The organism is Nocardia sp. PLKS1-43 (genome assembly GCF_059510335.1).
This window is the reverse complement of sequence record NZ_JCAJZQ010000009.1, coordinates 76365-96440: the sequence shown is the minus strand read 5'-3', so window position 1 is coordinate 96440 and position 20076 is coordinate 76365. Positions and strand designations below refer to the sequence as shown.

Sequence of the window (20076 nt, the reverse complement as noted above, 5' to 3'; positions counted from 1 at the left end):
TTCAACGCGCGCCGGGCATGAGTCCGGCACGACATCGGCGCACCGCGGCGTGCACCTCGTCGACCGCCTCCGGCGCCGCGGCTGCCGCGGCGATTTCCAGCAGATCGACTGCGGCGGAACGGATTTCGGGATCAGACAGGCCACAGCGGGCGGCCTCGAGCCAGCGATCCGCGACCCGGGCCGCCGCGCGGGTGGCCTCGGCGACCACCTCCGGCGCGGACATCAGCGCCTCGAGCACGTGGATCGGCACCGACCAGTCCTGGCCGGGCTGAGCGTCGATATAACGCACCTCGAGATATCCCGCGGCCCGCACCGGCGGGAACATCGTGGTGAGGTGATAGTCCAGGTCGGCGGCATCGGGGCGGCGGCCGATCTCGTCGTCGAGAGCGCCGCACAGCCAGTCGGCGAAGGTCGCGCCGGGTGGGGCCGCCCAGTCGGCGTCCTGTTCCGGCTGTCGCACGCACAGCAGCGGAACGTCCAGCACCCAGCGGGCGTAGGCGGTGACCGGATCGGGCCAGTCCAGCACCGGCGGCCTGGTCCGGGCGTGGTCCAGACGCAGCCAGGTGCGCATCCGCTGGGACGCCCACGAACCGGCCGGTGCGTCGTGCAGGTCCGGTGAGCAGGCGAAGGCGGCCAGCAGGGCCGGGCCGACGGTGTTGAGCGCGGTCCACCGGGCCGCTATCTCGGTCCGATCGGCCCCGGCGTCGAGGCTGACCTGCGTCGCCGCGGTATTGCACATCATGAGTTTGCCGAACGGGCCGATTCCGGCGAAGGAACGTTCCATGGCCCGATAACGCGGAGACTGCAACACGCGCCGCGCCGGGCGCAGGCCGTCGGCCGCGGCGGAGAACGTTCGGATGGAACGGGATTCGAGCAAGCGTTCGAGATGGCGGACATCGGCCCGCAGATTCGCACAGAGTTCGGCGGCGGATTCGAACGGGGCGCTGGAGAGTTCTACCTGACCACCGGGTTCGACGGTGACCCGGCTGCCTCCGGGCAGGGGTAGAGCGGGAGATTCGGGCGACAGGGTCGGCGGCGCATAGGGGCCTAGTGCCTCCGCGAGCGCCGTCGGCTCGGGACGCGGGGCGGGCGCCGAACACTCACCGGATTCGGTGAGCCACTCGAGCTCGGCGCCGATCAGACAGGGCGGGCCCTGCTTGAAACAGACGCCGCCGATATATGCCTCGGCCGCGGCGCGTGAGGTCAATTCAGCCCCCGCTCCGACCGCGGCCCGAACCGCCGTGACTGCCATGTCAACCTCCGCTCCGCCGCGGGCTGTGCTCGCGCCGCGGCAGCCGTGCTGCTCCTAGCTGTGTAGCCGGATGCCTCATCCAGCCGGGGCGCACTTCGGCGAGCGCCCGGGGACTCGTTTCACCGACCCGAACCAGAGTAGCGGCGGGCACCGACAAGAAATCTGACGAAACGATAACGGGTCCGCGACCACCCCACCGGACCAGCGCAAATCGTCCGGAACCGAACGAGGGGCCGTTCGCGGATCGGCCGTACGACATGCCCGGCACCCGCGTTCGCCGCGCCGCAATCCGCGAGTTGGCCGCACATCCGGCGCCCGGCATCTTCTATCGTCGATTGGGTGCTCGATCTGACTCGCCTTCGCGCCGACATCCCGGCCTACGACAACGTCACCTGGCCGACACCGGTTTTCCTGGACAGCGCCGGATCGTCGCTGCCGCCCAGACCGGTGCTCGACGCGGTGACCGGACATCTGCGCAGAGAGACCGAGATCGGCGGATACCGCGCCGCGAACGAACGGCTGGACGATCTGGAATCGGTCAAGACCGCGATCGGCACACTCGTCAACGCCGATCCGGCCGGTATCGCGTTGAGCGACAGCGCGACCCGGGCCTGGTCCGATTTCTTCTACGCGGTACCGCTCGCGCCCGGTGACCGCATCCTGATCTCCGAGGCCGACTACGCGAGCAACGCCATCGCGGCCCTGCAACGCGCACAGGCCACCGGCGCGGTGGTCGAGCGGATTCCCAGCGACGAATTCGGCCAGCTGGACCTCGACGCCCTGGCCGCGATGCTCGACGAGCGGGTGAAACTGGTCTCGCTCGTGCACGCGCCGACCAACGGCGGCCTGGTCAACCCGGTCGCGGAGGCGGCCCGGATCGCCCACCGGGTGGGTGCGCTGGTGCTGCTGGACGCCTGCCAGTCCGCCGGTCAGCTCCCGCTGGACGTGGCCGAACTGGACGTCGACGCGATGTCGGCGACCGGCCGCAAATGGTTGCGCGGACCGCGCGGCACCGGATTCCTCTACGTGCGGCCGGAATTGGCGGCGACGATGGAACCGACCCGCCTGGACCTGCACAGCGCCGCGTGGGTGGGGCCGCACGAATACCGCCTGGCCGCCGACGCCAGCCGCTTCGAATTCTGGGAATGCGACGTCGCCGCCCGGCTGGGCCTGGGCGCCGCGGTGCGCTACCTGCTCGACCACGGTCCCGACGAGGTCTACGCCGCGATCTCGGCCAACGCCGAGCAGTTGCGCAAGACCCTCGCGCAGATTCCCGAGGTGACCGTCCGCGATCTGGGCGCCCGGCACAGTGGCATCGTCTCGTTCACCATCGACGGCTGGATTCCGGTGGACATCCGCGATCGGCTGCTGGCCCAGGACATCACGGTCACCGTGAGCCATCGCGGATCCACGCTGCTGGACATGTCCGCCCGCCGGTTGGACTCGGTGGTGCGCGCCTCGCCGCACTGCTTCGTCAGCGCCGACGAGCTGGAGCGTTTCACCGAGGCCGTCACCGGTTTGGCGACCGGGCGCTGAACCGGCCGGGCCGGGTCAGTGCACCGGCGCGTCGAGCGGGTAGCGGGCGGGCAGGTGCCCGCGGTCGCCGACGTGGAAGGCCAGGATCAGATCGTCGGCGACCTGGACCAGCTCGTCCCGTCCCTCCACCCGCCCGACCCAGTCCAGCGGCAACGCGGACAAGCCGTGCGCGGCCCCGATCAGATTGCCCGCGACCGCTCCGGTGGAATCCGAGTCGCCGGAGTGGTTCACCGAAAGCAGCAGCGCCGCACGGGGATCCGCGGTCCGATCGGCCACCAGGGCGCAGTACACCGCGATCGCCAGACACTCCTCCGCGATCCACCCGGCGCCCACCTTTTCGACGAGTTCGGCCGTGGCCTCACCCTCCTGCGCGACGCCGACCGCGCGTTGCAGCGCCGCCACCGTCTCCTCGGCGCCGGGGCCGCCGGTGATCTGAGCGATGCTCTGCTGCACCGCATCCGGCAACGGCACGCCCGCCACCACCCGATCGATCAGCGCGGCGAAGATGCCCGCCGAGAGATAGCCCGTCGGGTGGCCGTGCGTGAGCTGGGCACAGCGCGCGGCCATGGTGAACGCCAGATCCGGACCGAGGCGGGCCAGGCCGAACGGCGCGGACCGCATCACCGTTCCGCAGCCCTTGGAATCCGGGTTGACCGGACCCGGCACACCCAGCGGACGCGGTTCGCAGTACTCCCGGTCCTGCCGGTCCAGCCCGCTGACGCACGCGTTTCCGGGCGAGCGCCGCGCATAGAGAAACGCCCGGCTCGCCAACCAGCCGTCCGGCGCGAGACCGGGCCCGTCCTCGCGCTGCGTTCGCAGCCAGCGCAGATAGGCGCGCGCCAGAACCGGGGCCGGGTCGGCGCCCGGCGGCAGCCGCAACAGCCCCTCCGCGGTGAACAACGTCATCTGGGTGTCGTCGGTGATCTGCTGTGGCGCACCGGGATCGTGCCCGATCGGCACAAAGCCGGTCACGCCCTGCGGCCCGTGGAATTCCCGGATCGCGTCCAGCTCGTAGAACTCGATCGGCCACCCCAGCGCGTCACCGACAGCCCCGCCGAGCAGTGACCCACGGACTCGATCGACAAGTTTCGTGTACTCCTGCACGCATCCGATCATGGCAGCCCACCGGCGATCTCACCCGAGCAGTCCGCAATCCGGGTCTGGCACAACGCAATCGACGCCGGCATGCGATGACTCAGAGGCGGTTCCCGCCTGCGGCACCGCAGGCGATGCGCGGCGTGCCGACCCGGAGTTCGAATCGGGCTGTCGCCGAGCGGAAGAACCGGATCGGCGACTTCGCGGCACCTGCGCCGACCCGTCAGTGCAGCTGATTCTGCGCGGCTTCCAGACCCGCGCGGAGCAGGAGTTCCACTGCGTCCGCGGCCTGTTCGACGATGACGGGCAGTTCCTTGCGCTCGGTGCTCGCGAACGGTTTGAGCACGTAGTCGGCCGGGTCCTGGCGGCCCGGCGGGCGGCCGATGCCGAATCGGACGCGCAGATAGTCCTTGGTGGTCAGGGCGTTCGAGATCGAGCGCAGGCCGTTGTGGCCGCCCTCACCGCCGCCGCGTTTGAGGCGGATCACGCCGAATTCCAGATCGAGCTCGTCGTGGACGACGATCACCTCGGTCGGCGGAACGGAAAAGAAGCGAGCCAGCGCGGCGACCGGGCGGCCGGAGACGTTCATGTACGAACGCGGCTTGGCCACCAGCACCTTGCGCCCGTCCAGGCGCGCCTCCAGCAGGTCCGCGCCGGACTTCTTGTGCACTGTGAAACGGCCGCCGACGCGCCCGGCGAGCACGTCGGCGACCAGAAAACCCGCATTGTGCCTGGTGCGCTCGTATTCGGCTCCGGGATTACCCAGACCGACCACGAGCGCGGGTCCGGTCGCGGTCTCCGTGGCGGACGTCGACTTACCGGGCATCTCAGGCATTCGATTGGTCAGGAAAACCGTTGGGGGACAGCCTTATTCGGCAGCCTCGGCCTCTTCCTCGCCCGCTTCCTCGGTGACCTCGGCGGCCGGGGCGACGATGACGTTCACGATCAGCGCGTCGGCGTCACCGGCCAGCGTGACCCCCTTGGGCAGCGCGATGGCGCCCGCGGTGATCTGGGTGCCCGCCTCGGCGCCCTCGACCGAAACCTCGATCTGCTCCGGGATGTTCAGCGCGTCGGCCTCGACCGAGAGGGTGGTGGCCTCCTGGGTGACCAGGGTGCCCGCGGCGGCGTCGCCGACCAGCGCGACCTGGACGTCGGTGACGACCTTCTCGCCGCGCTTGACGATCAGCAGGTCGGCGTGCTCGATGTAGCGGCGGATCGGGTGCACGACAACCGACTTGGTCAGCGCGAGCTGCTTGGTGCCCTCGATCTCCAGGTTCACCACGGCGTTGGTGCCGTGCTCGCGCAGGATGGCGGCGAATGCCTGAGCGTTGACGGCCAGATGCTTGGGAGCCTCACCGTGGCCGTACAGCACGGCCGGGACGTTACCGTCACGGCGGGTGCGGCGTGCGGCGCCCTTGCCGAATTCGGTGCGTACGGTGGCTTCGAGAAGGCTGGTGTCGGACATGGCGGGAACTTCTCCTACGGCTTTCCGGGGCGGGTTTACCTAACTGGCCAGGGGCTGCCCTGGCAAAGGGTCTGCTCGTCGGGCGAAAGAACGAACGAGAACGGCGGAAAAGCCGAGCCGCGTCGATCACGGTGTGTGCACATCTGTGCCTCACACCCTCGCCGAGACAACCCGAAGAGAATAACACGCACGCCGGAATACCCCCGAACCGGACCCCGCGCCCCAACCGGGGCACCGCGCATCCGTCACACTACCGTTCCGCGCGCCGATGTACAGGGTTTCGAACCCTTCGGATCGAAGCCCCGGAACGCCACGCCCACGCATCCGCGGCGAAGCGGTTCGACGCGGCTTCGAGTGAATGAGTCGTCGCGGCCGGTGGCGGCTGAACCGGACCGGGACATGCGGGCAATGGCGGGTCACGTAACCTTGACGAGTTGCATATCCCCGTGAACAGGAGCCCTGCGTGAATTCCCCGTCTTCCGGCACGTCCACGTCCGGGCGGTTGGCACAGGAAGTCGCGCGGCGGCGCACCTTCGCGGTGATCTCCCATCCGGACGCTGGTAAATCCACCCTCACCGAGGCGCTGGCCCTGCACGCCAAGGTGATCGCCGAGGCCGGTGCGATCCACGGCAAATCCGGGCGCAAATCCACCGTCTCGGACTGGATGGAGATGGAGAAGGCGCGCGGTATCTCGGTGAGTTCGACCGCGCTGCAATTCGAATACGGCGACTGCGTGATCAACCTGGTCGATACGCCCGGTCACTCGGATTTCTCCGAGGACACCTACCGCGTGCTGACCGCCGTCGACGCCGCGGTCATGCTCATCGACGCCGCCAAGGGCCTCGAGCCGCAGACGCTCAAACTGTTCCAGGTGTGCCGCCACCGCGGCATTCCGGTGATCACCGTCATCAACAAATGGGACCGCCCCGGCCGCGCACCGCTGGAACTGCTCGACGAGATCAGCGAGCGCATCGGCCTGACCCCGACCCCGCTGTTCCTGCCGGTCGGCATCGCGGGCGATTTCCGCGGTCTGCTGCGCCGCGGCGAAGAGGGTGCGGCGACCGAATACATCCACTTCACCCGCACCGCCGGCGGTGCGACGATCGCGCCGGAGGAGTCCTACGACGTCGCGCAGGCGAGCGAGCGCGAAGGCGAGGCGTGGACCACCGCGGCCGAGGAGAGCGAACTGCTCTCGGCCACCGGCCAGGACCACGATCAGGAACTGTTCCTCGCCGGACAGACCTCACCGGTCATCTACGCCTCGGCGATGCTGAACTTCGGGGTGCGTCAGCTCCTGGAAACCCTTGTGTCCCTTGCTCCTGCGCCCGGCCCGCGCGCGGACGTGCAGGGCTCGCCCCGGCAGACCACCGACCCGTTCAGCGCGGTGGTGTTCAAGGTGCAGGCCGGTATGGACACCGCGCACCGCGACCGGCTGGCGTTCATGCGCATCGTGTCCGGGGAGTTCGAGCGCGGCATGGTCGTCACGCACGCCCAGACCGGACGCCCGTTCGCGACCAAATACGCGCTGACCGTCTTCGGCCGCGAACGTTCCACGGTCGATACCGCCTATCCCGGCGATGTGGTCGGTCTGGTGAACGCGACCGCGCTCGCTCCCGGGCACACCCTGTTCGTGGACAAGAAGGTCGAATTCCCGCCGATCCCGTCCTTCGCGCCGGAACATTTCGCCACCTTGCGGGCCCGCAGCGCGGGTAAGTACAAGCAGTTCCGCAAGGCCATCGATCAGCTCGACTCCGAGGGCGTGGTACAGGTGCTGCGCAACGACACCCGCGGCGACGCCTCGCCGGTGCTCGCCGCGGTCGGTCCCATGCAGTTCGAGGTGGTCACTGCCCGCATGCAGGCCGAATTCACGGTCGAGACGCAACTGGACTTCCTGCCCTACCAACTGGCCCGCCGCACCGACGCCCAATCCGCACCCGAACTCGACCGCCAGCGCGGCGTCGAGGTCTTCACCCGCACCGACGGCGCGATTCTGGCCCTGTTCAGCGACAAGTGGCGCCTGCAGTACATCCAGAAGGAAATGCCGGAACTGACCCTGGAGCCCCTGGTCGCGACCGCGGACTAGCCGCCGCCCGAACTCGCGGAACACCTCGACGTATCCGGCGAGATGATGGGTATGCACCCCGCGAAGGGGCGGCTAGCCCATCGTCTCTTCGGGTGAATCGGGGGACTTCCCGTCACCACCGGCGACGCCGCTGGGCTCCGGTTCGTTCCCGATCAGGCCCCAACGGCTCGAGGTGAGACGCAGGCTCGGCAGGTCCGACAGCGACAGCACCACCTCGTAGGTGCGTTCGTAGCCGGTGTGCGCGATGCGCCAGTGGCCGTCTTCACAGCGGACGTAGCGGTCCGAATAGAACGCCGCGCCGCGCAGCAGCATGTTGTGGCCGGGGATGAGCACCGTATCGGCCAGATACCAGGTGCCGGTGGCCTCGTCACCGTCGACGTCGATCTCCGGGTGATCGCAGCGATGTTCGGTGATCACGTGCGGGCCGAGCGTATTGCGCATGAATGCCAGGAAGGCGTCGCGCGATTCGAACTGCAGGTACTCGCTGTAGGTCGCGGTGGCGTCCGGGACCATGGTGTCGGCAAAATCGTCCCAGGCCTTGGTGTCGAGTGCCCGCAGGTAGCGGAACTTCAGCCGACTGATTGCGGAGACGGCATCGGAGTCCATACCTCAACAATCCCATCCGGACACCGGCTTGCGCGTGATTTGGCAGATCTGTACCGAATCGCTATCACGTGCCGCGGGCGGCCGGCTACTTGCCTGTGGGCCGGGTGGGGGTGACCTCCACCGGGAGGGTGAAGCAGGTGCGGCAGAAATCCTCGCCGAATTCGGTGAGGCGCAAGCTCTTTCGCACGATCTTGGGGACGCGTCCGGCCGCTTTGAGGGCGGTCTCGACGATCGGCTGCACCTCCAGCACCATGTAACGGCTCAGCAGAACCGGGTCGTCGGAGTTCATCAGCAGGCCGAGGCGGTTGAGGTTGATCAGGTAGTGCCGGGAGCGGTCCGGGTAGCGCACGCCGGCCTGTTCGGGCACCGAGGTCAGATCACCGGCGACGAGTTCCGAACCGATGCCCAGGGGCCGGTTGGTGCGCACGTCCACCGAGGGCTGCGGGCCGTTCTGCGCCATGAACCGCAGAATCCGGGCCTCGTCGGGGGCGAGCTGATCGAGGATCCGGTCGTAGGCCGGGTGGACCTCCTCGGTGAAGTACACATCGGCCGAGCGGGCCAGCAGCGCATCGCCGCGCCGACGCAGATCGTCCATGGTGGTGGAACGGACGTAACCGCCGGTAATGGCTTGCGGGGTATGCCCGTTCGCGGTCGGCACATAGCTGACGATCTCGCGCACCGACCCCTCGGTGACGCCCAGCACACTGCGGGCGACCGACTGCAGCGCCTGCCCGGCGCGCTCGGCGATCTCGGTCGAGGATTCCCCGTCCAGGGCCGCCTGGGTGATCTGCCGGGTCACCTCGTAGGTGGTGCCGACCGCCCACTGTCCGCCGCGCACCGCCGTCCCCGCGGCGAGCCCGGCCGCGCGGAACACCCCGCGGATGAGCCGGGCCTCATTGCTGATCTGTCGCTGCTCCACGTCCGAGGTGCGTTCCACGGAACGGGGGCCCGGACGGACGACGTCGCGTCCGCTCCTGTCGTCTGCCACGTCCTTCTCCGAAACTCGCCAGGTGAACGAAACCGCTCACAGATTATCGCCACCACCCGGTCACCGGGCGCCTCGGCCCGGCGGGCCGTGCGAAGACTACCGGGCAATCACGACGACCGGCTACCGAGAAGTCTCCCACTTCGGACGCCACGGACCACATCCGGCTGCAAATTCGACCATCTCGGCAATTCCGCAGTAAGGTCCCCCATGCCGACGGGTACCTTCGAGTACCGGTGAGGCGGCGATCACCGGTACGGTTTTGCAGGAGGGTGTCGTGCTAGGCAGCTATTTTCATATCCACCCATCCATTCTGTTGGAACTGATCACGATCCCGCTGTTCACGGGAATCATCGGCTACATCACCAACTGGACCGGCGTCCTGATGTTGTTCAAGCCGATCTACTTCCACGGCATTTCGGTGCCGGGCCTCAAATGGCTGTTCCACTTCCTGCCCAAGCGGATTCAGGTGCTGCCGCTGCTGCGCTACGACGGGCGGATGGGCTGGCAGGGCATCGTCCCCTCGCGCGCGGACAAGATGGCGTCCATCGCCGTCGACAAGGGTCTGTCGAAACTGGGCAGCGTCAGCGATTTCTATCGCGAACTCGAGCCCGACGCCCTGGCCGAACACTTGACCACGTTGGCGCAGGGGCAGATCCGCGACATCGTCGAGGAAATCGCGATCCGGGAACATCCTCAACTCTGGTACAACCTGCCCACCCAGGTCCGCGAGGTGGTGCACGAACGGGTGCGCCAGCAATTGCCCGAGGTGCTGCGCGATCTCACCGTCGAGCTGGGCGACAATATCGAGCAGTTGCTCGACGTCAAGCAGATGGTGATCCGCTATTTCCAGTCCCGGCCGCAGCTGCTCAACACGGTCTTTCAGGTGCTGGGAGCCAAGGAGCTGCGATTCATGCAGAACTTCGGCTTCTACTTCGGCGCGCCCATGGGTGTGGTGCTGGTGGCCATCCTGCATCTGACCGACTGGTCCGCCCTGGTGGTGCTGCCGGTGGGCGGGGTGGTGATCGGCTGGGTGGTGAACTGGATCGGCCTGAACATGATCTTCGCGCCCGCCTATCCGAAGTGGTGGTGCCCGTGGCGGCAGGGCCTGCTGATCAAGCGGCAGTCCGAGATCACCGAGGGGTACGCGGAATTGGTTGCCACCCAGATCATCACGGTCGCCAACGTCGGGGACGAACTGTTGAACGGGCCGCGCGCGGATCGCACGATGCAGGTCCTGGAGGACACCCTGCGCCCGGCCACCGACAAGGCCCTGGGCCCCGCGCGCGGGCCGGTGAAGTTCATGATGGGCACTCGGGACTACGCGACGTTGCAGGACTCCTTCGCGGACAAGGCCAAGAGCCTGGCGCCGGCGGCGTTCGCCGATCCGGCCTTCAACGCGCAGCAGAGTACGCAGGTCAGCCGATATATCGCCAAGCAGATGGCGGCGCTGTCCCCGCCGAGTTTCGTGGATATGCTGCGTGCGGCGATCAAACAGGACGAATGGCTTTTGTTCGTCCATGGCGGCGCGCTGGGGCTCCTGGCCGGTTACGCTCATCTTCTGATCTTCGGAACGGAAGTGGCGAGAACATGGCTTTGAGCGACCCCGTGCGCGCCGCGGCCGGGTTGGTGCAGGTGGCCGCATCGGCCGCGGCGGAAGCGACCTCGTGGAGCGTGGACACCGCCCGGGACATCACCGGGACCGTCGTGCGCGGCAGCATGGCGGGCCGCCCGCCGCGCGAGCTGCTCAGCGAGGCCGGCGAGCAGATGCGCGAATCGGTCCGGCAGGCGCTGGGCATCTCCGCGCCGCAGGCGGATTCCGGCGCCGACTCGGCCCCGAATCTGCGTGAGCGCGGTGCGGAACTGCTCCGGCATTCGGCCCGGGTGCACAGCGGCGAGGGTGATCACCCGGCGTATGCCCGCATCCTGTCCGAGCTCGCGCCCGACGAGGCGCGGATTCTGCGGTTCCTGTACCTGGACGGCCCGCAGCCCACCCTGGACGTGCGCACCGGCCGCGCGCTGAGCCCCGGAACGCAACGAATCGAGATGGGGCTCAACCTGATCGGCGAGGAGGCGGCACTGAACTCCCCCGACCGGACCGCCCACTATCTGACCAATCTGAGCCGCCTGGGCCTGATCGGCTTCACCACCGAACCACTCGACAATCCGGCCCGCTACCAGCTGCTCGAGGCCCAGCCGCGGGCCCGTGCGCTGCTGTCGCGCAGCCGCCCACGTGCCAAGATCCGTTACTGCAGCATCGTTCTCACCGGATTCGGCGGAGATTTCGTGGGCTGCTGTCTGCCGGTGCCGCCGGTGGACAAGGCACTGTAGCGCCGGCCGCGCTCAGCCGACCTCGTCGGCGAGTTCGAGCCAGCGTTCCTCGGTCGACTCCTTGTCCGCCTGAACCTGCTTCAGCTCGACGCCGAGGGTGACCAGCTTCTCCGGATCCGTCGCGGCCTCGGCGAGCGCGTCGTGCAGGCGCTGTTCGCGCTCGGTGAGTTTCTCCAACGCGCGTTCCAGACGGCCGAATTCCTTGCGCGCGGCTCGGTAGGCGGCCGAATCCGTTGCGGGCACAGCGGAATTCGATGGTCCGCCGGTGGCGTCGCGCTGGGCGGGCGCGGGCCGGCCGGGCGCGGCGAGCGCGGCGCGCCGACGCAGGTACTCCTCGATGCCGCCGGGCAGATTGGTGAGTTTCCCGTCACCGAACAGCGCCCAGGTCGAATCGCAGATGCGCTCGATCAGGTAGCGGTCGTGGCTGATCACCACCAGCGTGCCCGCCCAGCCGTCGAGCAGGTCCTCGAGCTGCTGCAGGGTGTCGATGTCCAGGTCGTTGGTGGGCTCGTCGAGCAGCAGGACGTTCGGCTCGCTCATCAGGATGCGGGTCAGTTGCAGCCGCCGGCGCTCACCGCCGGACAGATCGCCGACCGGGGTGCGTTGTTTGGCCGGGGTGAAGCCGAGTCGCTCGGCCAACTGGCCCGCGCTGACCTCCTTGTCGCCCAGCATGATTCGCTCGGCCACATCGGATACCGCTTCCAGCACACGCATATTCGTCGGCAGATCGTCGAGTTCCTGACGCAGCCAGCCGATTCGGATGGTCTGCCCCTGAATCCTGCGGCCGGCCGCCGGGTCGATGTCACCGGCGAGCGCACGCAAGAGCGTGGTCTTGCCCGAACCGTTCACCCCGACCAGGCCGACCCGCTCGCCCGGGGCCAGCCGCCAGGTCAGATCGTGCACCAGTTCGCGGCCGTCGGGCGTGGTCAACGTCGCGTCCTCGAGTTCGATCACCACGCGCCCCAACCGTTTTCGGGCGAAGGCGGCCAGCTGCACGTTGTCGCGCGGCGCGGGCACGTCGGCGATCAACGCCTCGGCGGCCTCCACCCGATAGCGCGGTTTCGACGTGCGCGCCTGCGGCCCGCGACGCAACCAGGCCAGTTCCTTGCGGGCCAGATTGCGGCGGCGTGCTTCGGTGGCGTCGGCTTGGCGGGCGCGTTCGGCGCGGGCGAAGATCCAGTCGTTGTAGCCGCCCTCGTAGCTTTCCACCTTGCCGCCCACCACTTCCCAGGTGCGGGTGGCGACGGTGTCCAGGAACCAGCGATCGTGCGTGACCACCACCAGCGCGCTGCGCCGGGCGAGCAGATGTTCGGCCAGCCACTGCACTCCCTCGACGTCGAGGTGGTTGGTGGGCTCGTCCAGCACAAGCAGGTCCAGGTCGCGCACCAGGGCCGCGGCCAGCGCCACGCGACGCCGTTCACCGCCGGAGAGGTTGGCGACCGGGGCGTCCATGCCCAGCCCGGCGATGCCGATCCCCTCGATGACATTGCGAATACGCGGATCGGCGGCCCATTCGTGTTCCGCCACAACGGGTTCGCCACCGGCCGCCGCGTCGGCGAGGCCCGCGAGCACCACGTCGCCGACCGTGGCGTCCTCGGGCAGGGCGCCGCGCTGGGTGACCACCGCCATCCGCAGCCCGTTCATCCGGCTCACCCGCCCGCTGTCGGGCTCCTCGATGCCGGTCATCACCTCGAGCAGCGTCGTCTTACCGCCGCCGTTCAAGCCCACGACACCGATCCGCTCGCCCTCCTGCACACCGAGGGAGACCTGATCCAGCAGCGGTTCGATCCCGAAACTCTTGCCGACCTGTTCCAGGTTGACCAGGTTCACCATGGGCTCGTCCGCCTCTCCGTATTCAGGCCAAACAGTGTGAGTGGCGTGTGCTCGTCATCGGATCGCCTGCCGCGGTGGCAGCCCGTCCCGGGGCGCTCGGCAAGCTCCTCATGTTCTCACGCCGCCGCTCAGTCCCCGATCTCCCCCCGAGCGCACCGGCGCAGCGCATCCGGAGCACACGGGCACGCAGATACGAAAGTGGCCCGGAAGCTTTGCCTCCGAGCCACTTTCGCTAGTAGCGGGAACAGGATTTGAACCTGCGACCTCTGGGTTATGAGCCCAGCGAGCTACCGAGCTGCTCCATCCCGCGTCGTGTCTCCAACACTACACGAGGCTGCGCGCAAATACCGAATCGCCCCTGGACCAGCAGGTATACCCCGCACCGGCGCTCAATGCTCGCCGACGACGCGGGCGCCCGGGACCGGGCCGCTCGCGGTGCGCACACTGCGGCAGACGCCCGCTCCCGACAATTCGGCGGCCACCTCGATGGCGGCTTCCTCGCTCTCGCACAGGAATGCGCAGGTGGGACCCGAGCCGGAGACCAGACCGGCGAGGGCGCCCGCACCGGTGCCCGCGCGCAGGGTACGGCGCAGATCGGGTCGCAGGGACAGCGCGGGGGCCTGCAGATCGTTACCGAGCAGCGGGGCCAGCTGGGCCGGATCACCGGAGGCCAATGCCTGCAACAACGCCTGCGGCTCCCCCAGGCGGGGCGGATCACCCTGTTCGCGCAGGCGGTCCAGTTCGCGGAATACCGTCGGCGTGGACAGGCCGTCCCGGGACAGCGCCAATACCCAGTGAAAAGCGCTGCGCGACAACACCGGAAGCAACTTCTCCCCACGGCCGCGGCCCAGCGCCGTGCCGCCGTACAGCGCGAACGGGACGTCGCTGCCCAGTTTGGCGGCCAGCGTGGCCAATTCGTCGCGGGTGAGGCCGACATCCCAGAGTTCGTTCAACCCGACCAGCGCCGCGGCGGCGTCGGCGCTGCCGCCCGCCATACCGCCCGCGACCGGGATACCCTTGCGGATCGCGATCTCCACCAGTGGCGCGCGGCCGGCGCGGTGGGCCAGTCGCACCGCGGCCTGCCACACCAGATTCATCCGATCGGTCGGCACCTGCTCGGCGCCCTCACCGCTCACCCGCACCGAGAGCGAGGCGGCCGGAGTGATCTCGATATCGTCACTCAGCGACAGCGCCTGGAATACGGTGGTGAGCTCGTGATACCCGTCTGGACGCAGGTCACCCACCCCGAGGTGCAGGTTCACCTTCGAGGACGCCCGCACGACCACGGGGCTGGGTACAACAGAAAGCACGAGCCCCAAGCGTAATGGGCGCGGCCGACATGTGCGGTCACAGCGCTATCGCCAGCGCGCCGCCGCGCCGGTCACACCGCTCGAACCACTTGCACGCGATACCCGTAGGGGGTATCTTCGGGGTCGTCCGGGTATACCCCCTCACCGTATGATTCGAAGGAGTCGAGACCATGGCGAGCAGCACCTACACCGTCACCGGGATGACCTGCGGCCACTGCGTGGCGTCGGTACAGCAGGAAATCGGCCGGATCGACGGCGTCACCGGCGTCGAGGTGGACCTGGCCAGCGGACGGGTCCAGGTGGAGTCGGCCGGTCCGGTCGACCAGGCCGCCGTGGCCGCCGCGGTCGACGAGGCCGGATACCAGCTCGCGAGCTGACCACACCCCGCGGCGGCGCGAAGCGGCACGCGGTGCGAGAACCATCACGACAGGAGAGCACGAGCATGAACGAGGCGCGGCGATGAGCGCACCGGTGTCCGAGCGGTCGATCGAACTGGAGATCGGCGGGATGACGTGCGCGTCCTGCGCGGCCCGGATCGAGAAGAAGCTCAACCGGATCGAGGGCGTCACCGCCTCGGTGAACTACGCCACCGAGAAGGCGACGGTCAGCTTCCCGGACTCGGTGAGCCCGGCGCAACTCATCGAGCGGGTGGTCGACACCGGGTACACCGCACAGCTGCACGCGCCGGTCGATGCCACTGCGCCGCAGCAGGATTCGCCGCTGTCTCCGGTCGCTCGGCTGCGCAACCGGTTGTTGCTCACCCTCGCGCTCGCGGTGCCGATCATCGTGTCGGCGATGGTCCCGGCGCTGCAGTTCCGCAATTGGCAATGGCTCTCGCTGGCGCTGGCCGTGCCGGTGGTGTTCTGGGGCGGCGCGGACTTCCACCGCGCGGCCTGGGCGAATGCCCGGCACGGCGTGGCCACCATGGACACGCTGATCTCGCTGGGCACCCTGGCCGCCTTCGGCTGGTCGGTCTACGCCCTGTTCTTCGGCGACGCCGGAATGCCCGGGATGCGGCACGATTTCAGCCTGTCGGTCGAGCGCGGCGCCGCGGCCTCGAACATCTACTTCGAGGTGGCCGCGGGGGTCATCGTATTCCTTTTGGCCGGAAGGTATTTCGAAACGCGCGCGAAGGAGCGCGCCGGGTCCGCACTGCGGGCGCTGCTGGAGATGGGCGCGAAGGAGGTGTCCGTGCTGCGGCCGGGCGCTGCGGGCGGGTCCGGCGCCGAAATCCGCGTTCCGGTGGGTGAATTGCGGTCCGGCGAGGTGTTCCTCGTCCGCCCCGGCGAGAAGGTCGCCACCGACGGCGTTGTGGTGGAAGGCAATTCGGCCATCGATATGAGCATGCTCACCGGCGAATCGGTGCCGGTGGAGGTCGCGCCCGGCGATCACGTGGTCGGCGCGACGGTGAACGCGGGCGGCATGCTGACCGTGCGCGCGACCCGCGTCGGCGCGGACACCCAGCTGGCGCAGATGGCCGCGCTGGTCGAGCAAGCACAGACCGGCAAGGCTCCGGTGCAGCGGCTCGCCGACCGCGTCGCCGGGATCTTCGTGCCGATCGTGCTCGCCATCGCCGCGGCCACGCTGATCGGCTGGCTGGTCACCGGCGCACCGGTCGCGGTGGCCTTCGGAGCCGCGGTCGCGGTGCTGATCATCGCCTGCCCGTGCGCGCTCGGACTCGCCACGCCCACCGCACTGCTGGTCGGCACCGGCCGCGGCGCGCAGCTCGGCGTTCTGATCAAGGGCCCGCATGTGCTCGAATCCACGCGGCGGGTCGACACCGTCGTACTGGACAAGACCGGCACCGTCACCACCGGCACGATGACGCTCGCCGAGGTGATCGCGGCCGAAGGCACCGATCCCGACGAGCTGCTGACGGTGGCCGCGGCGGTGGAGCACGGCTCGGAACATCCCGTGGCGCGGGCGGTCGTGGCCGGCGCGGCCGATCGGGGGCTGAGCCCGGATCCGGTGCGGCAGTTCGTCGGTCACGGCGGTAAGGGCGTCCAGGGCCTGGTCGGTGAGCGAGCGGTGGTGATCGGTCGCACCGAACTGCTGGACGACTGGTCGATCGCGCTGCCCGAGGCGTTGGCCGAGGCCAAGACCGAGGCCGAATCGGCCGAGCGGACCGCGATCGTGGTCGCCTGGGACGGCGCGGCCCGCGGCGTCCTGGTCATCGCCGACGCGGTCAAACCGACCAGCGCCGACGCCATCGCCGATATGCGCACTCTCGGCCTGACCCCGGTCCTGCTGACCGGCGACAACGCCGCCGCCGCCCGCGCGGTCGCAGATCAGGTGGGCATCGAGGAGGTCATCGCCGAGGTTCTGCCCAGCGACAAACTCGACGTGGTGAAGCGGTTGCAGGATCAGGGCAAGGTGGTGGCGATGGTCGGTGACGGCGTCAACGACGCGGCCGCGCTCGCCCAGGCCGATCTGGGCCTGGCCATGGGCACCGGCACGGACGTCGCGATCGAGGCCGGCGACATCACGCTGGTGCGCGGCGACCTGCGGACCGTCGGCACCGCCATCCGGCTCTCGCGCGGGACCCTGCGCACCATCAAGGGAAATCTGTTCTGGGCCTTCGGTTACAACGTCGCCGCCATCCCGCTGGCCGCGGCCGGGCTGCTCAATCCGATGCTCGCGGGCGCGGCCATGGCGTTGTCCAGCGTCTTCGTGGTGAGCAACAGCCTGCGGCTGCGTAATTGGCCTCCGCTTCGCTCCGGCGTGTTCGCGGCCCCGAGCCGGCCGCGAACGTCGCTCGAAGGCTCGCGCCGTGCGGGGTGAGTGAGAGCGCACGTCACGAATGTCATGGGTGACACGACAACGGAGCCGGGCCGATACGACGCTCGGTCACCTTCGTCGTCCGCTTGCCGAGTGATCAGCCCTGGTTCGCCAGGCGGACGAAAGCGGCCGTGTCGAGAGTTTCGCCGCGGGCCGTGGGGGCGATGCCCGCGGCGAGCAGACGGCGTTCGGCCTCCGCGGGCGAGCCCGCCCAGCCGCCGAGTGCGGCACGTAAGGTCTTGCGGCGCTGGGCGAATGCCGCGTCGACGACCTCGAAGACCCGGGTGCGGTGGTCCGCGTCCACAGGCCACGGCGGCCGCGCGAAACGATCGATCCGGACCAGCCCGGACTCGACCTGCGGAACCGGCCAGAACACCTGCCGCCCAACAGATCCCGCCCGGCGAACGGTGCCGAAGAAGCCGGCCTTCACGCTCGGCACGCCGTAGATCCGGGAGCCCGGTTCGGCGGCGAGCCGGTCGGCGACCTCGGCCTGCACCATCACCAGAGCCGTTGTGATACCGGGCAATTCGGCCAGCAGATGCAGCAGCACCGGCACCGCGACGTTGTACGGCAGATTCGCGACCAGCGCGGTCGGCCGCGCGGGCAGCTCCGCCGCGCGCACCCGCAGCGCATCGGCCCGCACCACCGAGAGCCGATCCGCCAGCTCTGCCGCCCGATCGGCGACGGTCTCCGGAAGATGTTGCGCCAGAACCGGATCGATCTCCACCGCGACCACGCGGTCCACCACGTCCAGCAGCGCCAGCGTCAGCGAACCCAGGCCCGGGCCGACCTCGAGCACCACGTCATCGCGCCCGACCCCGGCGGCCGCCACGATCCGCCGCACGGTATTCGCATCGTGCACGAAGTTCTGCCCCAGCTGTTTGGTCGGCCGCACCCCGAACCGCTCCGCCAGCACCCGCACCTCGGCCGGACCGAGCAATCCGGCCTGACCACGGGCAACGACCTCTGATTCGGACACGCCCGTCAACCTACCAAGCACCGGCCCCGACACCCCGCATCCGCCCCGCTCACCGCCGCACGGACCACCCGGATCGCCGCGTCCGCTGATCGAACTCACGCCGAAGCAAGGTCCCGCGCTCACCCGCCATCAGCGGCCGCACTCACGCGCATCCAACCGGCCGCGCCCCCGAAGCAAGCAAGGTCCGGACGGCAGCCGGGCATCGAAGACCGCCCCCAGGCTCAACCCGCCGCTCATCGCCGGGCGCGTGCACACTCATCCACCGGCCGGAATCCAGCGGCAGCCGCAGAGTCATCGAGACCGTCGCCGTTACCGTGACCAGCGAATCGGACAACGCCGACGCGAAGACCCCCGTTCAACCCCGCCCATCGAACTCACCTTCATGCGCGTCCGACCGACCACGATCCGGAAAGCACGCAGCGCGCGTCCAACACCCACCCAATGAACTCACACACACCCCACCGACCACGCCCCGAAAGCACGCAATGCCCGTCCAACAGCCACCCATCGAGGGCAGCGCCCGCGATGACCCGGCTACCCGCGGCTCCGGGCCACTCGGCCGGAACTGCCGATGCCGGAGGGCGAACGGTTACGGCCGGGTCGGGGCCGACTTGATACGGGCGGCGAAATCGTTTATGGCAGACCACATCTCGGGGTTCATCTGGCAGTGGCTACCCCGGCCGACGATTGTTCGGAAGTCGACGCCGCCGGCGGCCAGCTGCGCGGCGAGGGTGGCGTGCAGCGGGGCGGGGACCGTGGTGTCGTTCGCGTTGGTGAGCAGCAGGATCGGGGCGTCGTATCCGCTGGTGGGCACGGCCATGTACGAGACGAGTGCGGTGCGCAGGAGATCGGTGGTCAACTGGCGGGAGAGCAGATCACCGACCGTGGCGCCGTTCGCGCGACGCATGATGGCGCCCAGGCACAGATCCCCGATGCCGTCGACGAGGGTGCGGCCGCGCGGGCTCAGATAGCTGTTCACCTCGACCTCGGGATGCGTCTCACGCAGCCCGACCAGGACCATCGCGATGAACGCGGTCGTCCCGGTGTCGCTGACCCCCTTGACGTTCGGTACCCACGGGCCGGCCACGGGCAGGACGGACTCGAGATCGGATTCCGGATCGAGGGTGATCGTGCCGCGGAAATCCAGCTCGGGCGCATAGGAATGCTGTAGGTGCGCGGCCCCGAGGGCCGCCTGGCCGCCCTGCGACCCACCGATGACGGCCCAGCTGCGGGACAGCTCCGGATGCGACGCACGGGCCGCCCGGACCAGATCGATGGTGGCGGTGGCCTCGGTGCTCAGCTCCAGATACGGGTGCGGGCCGGTGCGAAAGCGGCCCAGGCCGAGATAATCCGGCGCCACGACCGCGAATCCCTCGTCCAGGAAGTACCGCACGACGCGGTTGTCGTCCTGCTGTCCGGGCGTGCTCGTCGCGGCGCTCTGCCCGCCACAGCCCGGCCCCAGTCCGGAGGTGCCGTGGTCGTAGGCCATGATCGGCCACCCGCCCGCCGGTGCGCGGCCGGGCGGGACGAACAGTGCCCCGCTGGCCCGCTGCGGCGTTCCGCCCGACCCGGTCATCCAGTAGTCGACGACGGAACCGCCGGGAATGCCCCGCCAGCCGGCGGCCTGCGGAAGTACGTCGACGACGCTCCCCGGCACGGCGGCGTGCGCGGGCGTGGTCATCGTCCACACCGCGCTCACCGCGACCGCGCCCGCACCGATCAGCCGTCCCCAGCCCCGCCACCGCATCCCGAACCCCTCACCGTCGCACCGGACAAAGTCCGGGGCGATCGTAGCGATCGCTCGTACTCAGCCATTGTGGAAC

General features: G+C 69.2%; 16 protein-coding genes and 1 tRNA gene. 6 read left to right on the top strand and 11 right to left on the bottom strand.

The features are described from left to right. Position 1 precedes the first annotated feature (1 nt). The gene (egtA, locus tag AC5WS7_RS27885; protein ID WP_495957559.1) at positions 2-1252 is read right to left on the bottom strand and encodes an ergothioneine biosynthesis glutamate--cysteine ligase EgtA; all 1251 of its coding nucleotides are present in this window, start codon (positions 1250-1252) and stop codon (positions 2-4) included. A 339-nt stretch (positions 1253-1591) separates the two neighbouring features. Here egtA and AC5WS7_RS27880 point away from each other — a divergent pair, with 339 nt between their 5' ends. Beyond that, the gene (locus AC5WS7_RS27880) at positions 1592-2788 is read left to right on the top strand and encodes an aminotransferase class V-fold PLP-dependent enzyme (RefSeq protein WP_495957558.1); all 1197 of its coding nucleotides are present in this window, start codon (positions 1592-1594) and stop codon (positions 2786-2788) included. A 15-nt stretch (positions 2789-2803) separates the two neighbouring features. Here the strand turns inward: AC5WS7_RS27880 and AC5WS7_RS27875 are convergent, their stop codons facing one another. The 3 genes from AC5WS7_RS27875 to AC5WS7_RS27865 form a co-directional block, all read right to left on the bottom strand. Further along, positions 2804-3892 carry an ADP-ribosylglycohydrolase family protein gene (locus AC5WS7_RS27875; protein ID WP_495957557.1) on the bottom strand — a complete coding sequence of 363 codons (1089 nt, stop codon included), beginning with the start codon at positions 3890-3892 and terminating at the stop codon, positions 2804-2806. A 214-nt stretch (positions 3893-4106) separates the two neighbouring features. Beyond that, a complete protein-coding gene (gene pth / locus AC5WS7_RS27870; RefSeq protein ID WP_495957556.1) occupies positions 4107-4709 on the bottom strand; it encodes an aminoacyl-tRNA hydrolase in 603 nt (200 codons plus the stop codon). 42 nt (positions 4710-4751) lie between these two features. Next, positions 4752-5348: a 50S ribosomal protein L25/general stress protein Ctc gene (locus AC5WS7_RS27865; RefSeq protein WP_495957555.1), complete on the bottom strand. Its 597-nt coding sequence runs from the start codon at positions 5346-5348 to the stop codon at positions 4752-4754. A gap of 463 nt (positions 5349-5811) precedes the next feature. Here AC5WS7_RS27865 and AC5WS7_RS27860 point away from each other — a divergent pair, with 463 nt between their 5' ends. Then, positions 5812-7431, top strand: a complete 1620-nt coding sequence (locus AC5WS7_RS27860; RefSeq protein WP_495957554.1) for a peptide chain release factor 3 — start codon at positions 5812-5814, stop codon at positions 7429-7431. A 72-nt stretch (positions 7432-7503) separates the two neighbouring features. On the opposite strand, the gene AC5WS7_RS27855 is transcribed toward AC5WS7_RS27860, so the two are convergent. Continuing rightward, positions 7504-8037, bottom strand: a complete 534-nt coding sequence (locus AC5WS7_RS27855) for a nuclear transport factor 2 family protein (protein ID WP_495957553.1) — start codon at positions 8035-8037, stop codon at positions 7504-7506. A gap of 85 nt (positions 8038-8122) precedes the next feature. Beyond that, on the bottom strand, positions 8123-9025 hold the full coding sequence (locus AC5WS7_RS27850; RefSeq protein ID WP_495957552.1) for an Abi-alpha family protein: 903 nt from the start codon (positions 9023-9025) through the stop codon (positions 8123-8125). A 274-nt stretch (positions 9026-9299) separates the two neighbouring features. On the opposite strand from AC5WS7_RS27850, the gene AC5WS7_RS27845 reads away from it, so the two are divergent. Together AC5WS7_RS27845 and AC5WS7_RS27840 are read left to right on the top strand one after the other, a co-directional pair. Then, the gene (locus AC5WS7_RS27845) at positions 9300-10622 is read left to right on the top strand and encodes a hypothetical protein (RefSeq protein ID WP_495957551.1); all 1323 of its coding nucleotides are present in this window, start codon (positions 9300-9302) and stop codon (positions 10620-10622) included. Beyond that, positions 10613-11353: an Abi-alpha family protein gene (locus AC5WS7_RS27840; RefSeq protein ID WP_495957550.1), complete on the top strand. Its 741-nt coding sequence runs from the start codon at positions 10613-10615 to the stop codon at positions 11351-11353. The genes AC5WS7_RS27845 and AC5WS7_RS27840 overlap by 10 nt, the downstream gene beginning before the upstream one ends. A gap of 12 nt (positions 11354-11365) precedes the next feature. Here the strand turns inward: AC5WS7_RS27840 and AC5WS7_RS27835 are convergent, their stop codons facing one another. From AC5WS7_RS27835 to AC5WS7_RS27825, 3 genes are all read right to left on the bottom strand, one after another. Further along, positions 11366-13186, bottom strand: coding sequence for an ABC-F family ATP-binding cassette domain-containing protein (locus AC5WS7_RS27835; protein WP_495957549.1), 1821 nt, complete (start codon positions 13184-13186; stop codon positions 11366-11368). Between the two features lie 236 nt (positions 13187-13422). Continuing rightward, positions 13423-13496 (bottom strand) — tRNA-Met (locus tag AC5WS7_RS27830). Positions 13497-13575: 79 nt separating this feature from the next. Beyond that, on the bottom strand, positions 13576-14496 hold the full coding sequence (locus AC5WS7_RS27825) for a 4-(cytidine 5'-diphospho)-2-C-methyl-D-erythritol kinase (RefSeq protein WP_495957548.1): 921 nt from the start codon (positions 14494-14496) through the stop codon (positions 13576-13578). A 170-nt stretch (positions 14497-14666) separates the two neighbouring features. Between AC5WS7_RS27825 and AC5WS7_RS27820 the strand changes: the two genes are divergently transcribed. Next, entirely contained in the window at positions 14667-14873 is a 207-nt protein-coding gene (locus AC5WS7_RS27820) for a heavy-metal-associated domain-containing protein (protein WP_495957547.1), read from the top strand. 82 nt (positions 14874-14955) lie between these two features. After that, positions 14956-17277 (top strand): heavy metal translocating P-type ATPase, encoded by a 2322-nt coding sequence (locus AC5WS7_RS27815; RefSeq protein ID WP_495957546.1) that lies wholly within the window; start codon positions 14956-14958, stop codon positions 17275-17277. 94 nt (positions 17278-17371) lie between these two features. Here AC5WS7_RS27815 and rsmA read toward each other — a convergent pair whose 3' ends face one another. Both rsmA and AC5WS7_RS27805 read right to left on the bottom strand, forming a co-directional pair. Further along, a complete protein-coding gene (gene rsmA, locus AC5WS7_RS27810; RefSeq protein WP_495957545.1) occupies positions 17372-18253 on the bottom strand; it encodes a 16S rRNA (adenine(1518)-N(6)/adenine(1519)-N(6))-dimethyltransferase RsmA in 882 nt (293 codons plus the stop codon). 589 nt (positions 18254-18842) lie between these two features. After that, a complete protein-coding gene (locus tag AC5WS7_RS27805; RefSeq protein ID WP_495957544.1) occupies positions 18843-20000 on the bottom strand; it encodes a lipase family protein in 1158 nt (385 codons plus the stop codon). Between the last annotated feature and the right edge of the window lie 76 nt (positions 20001-20076).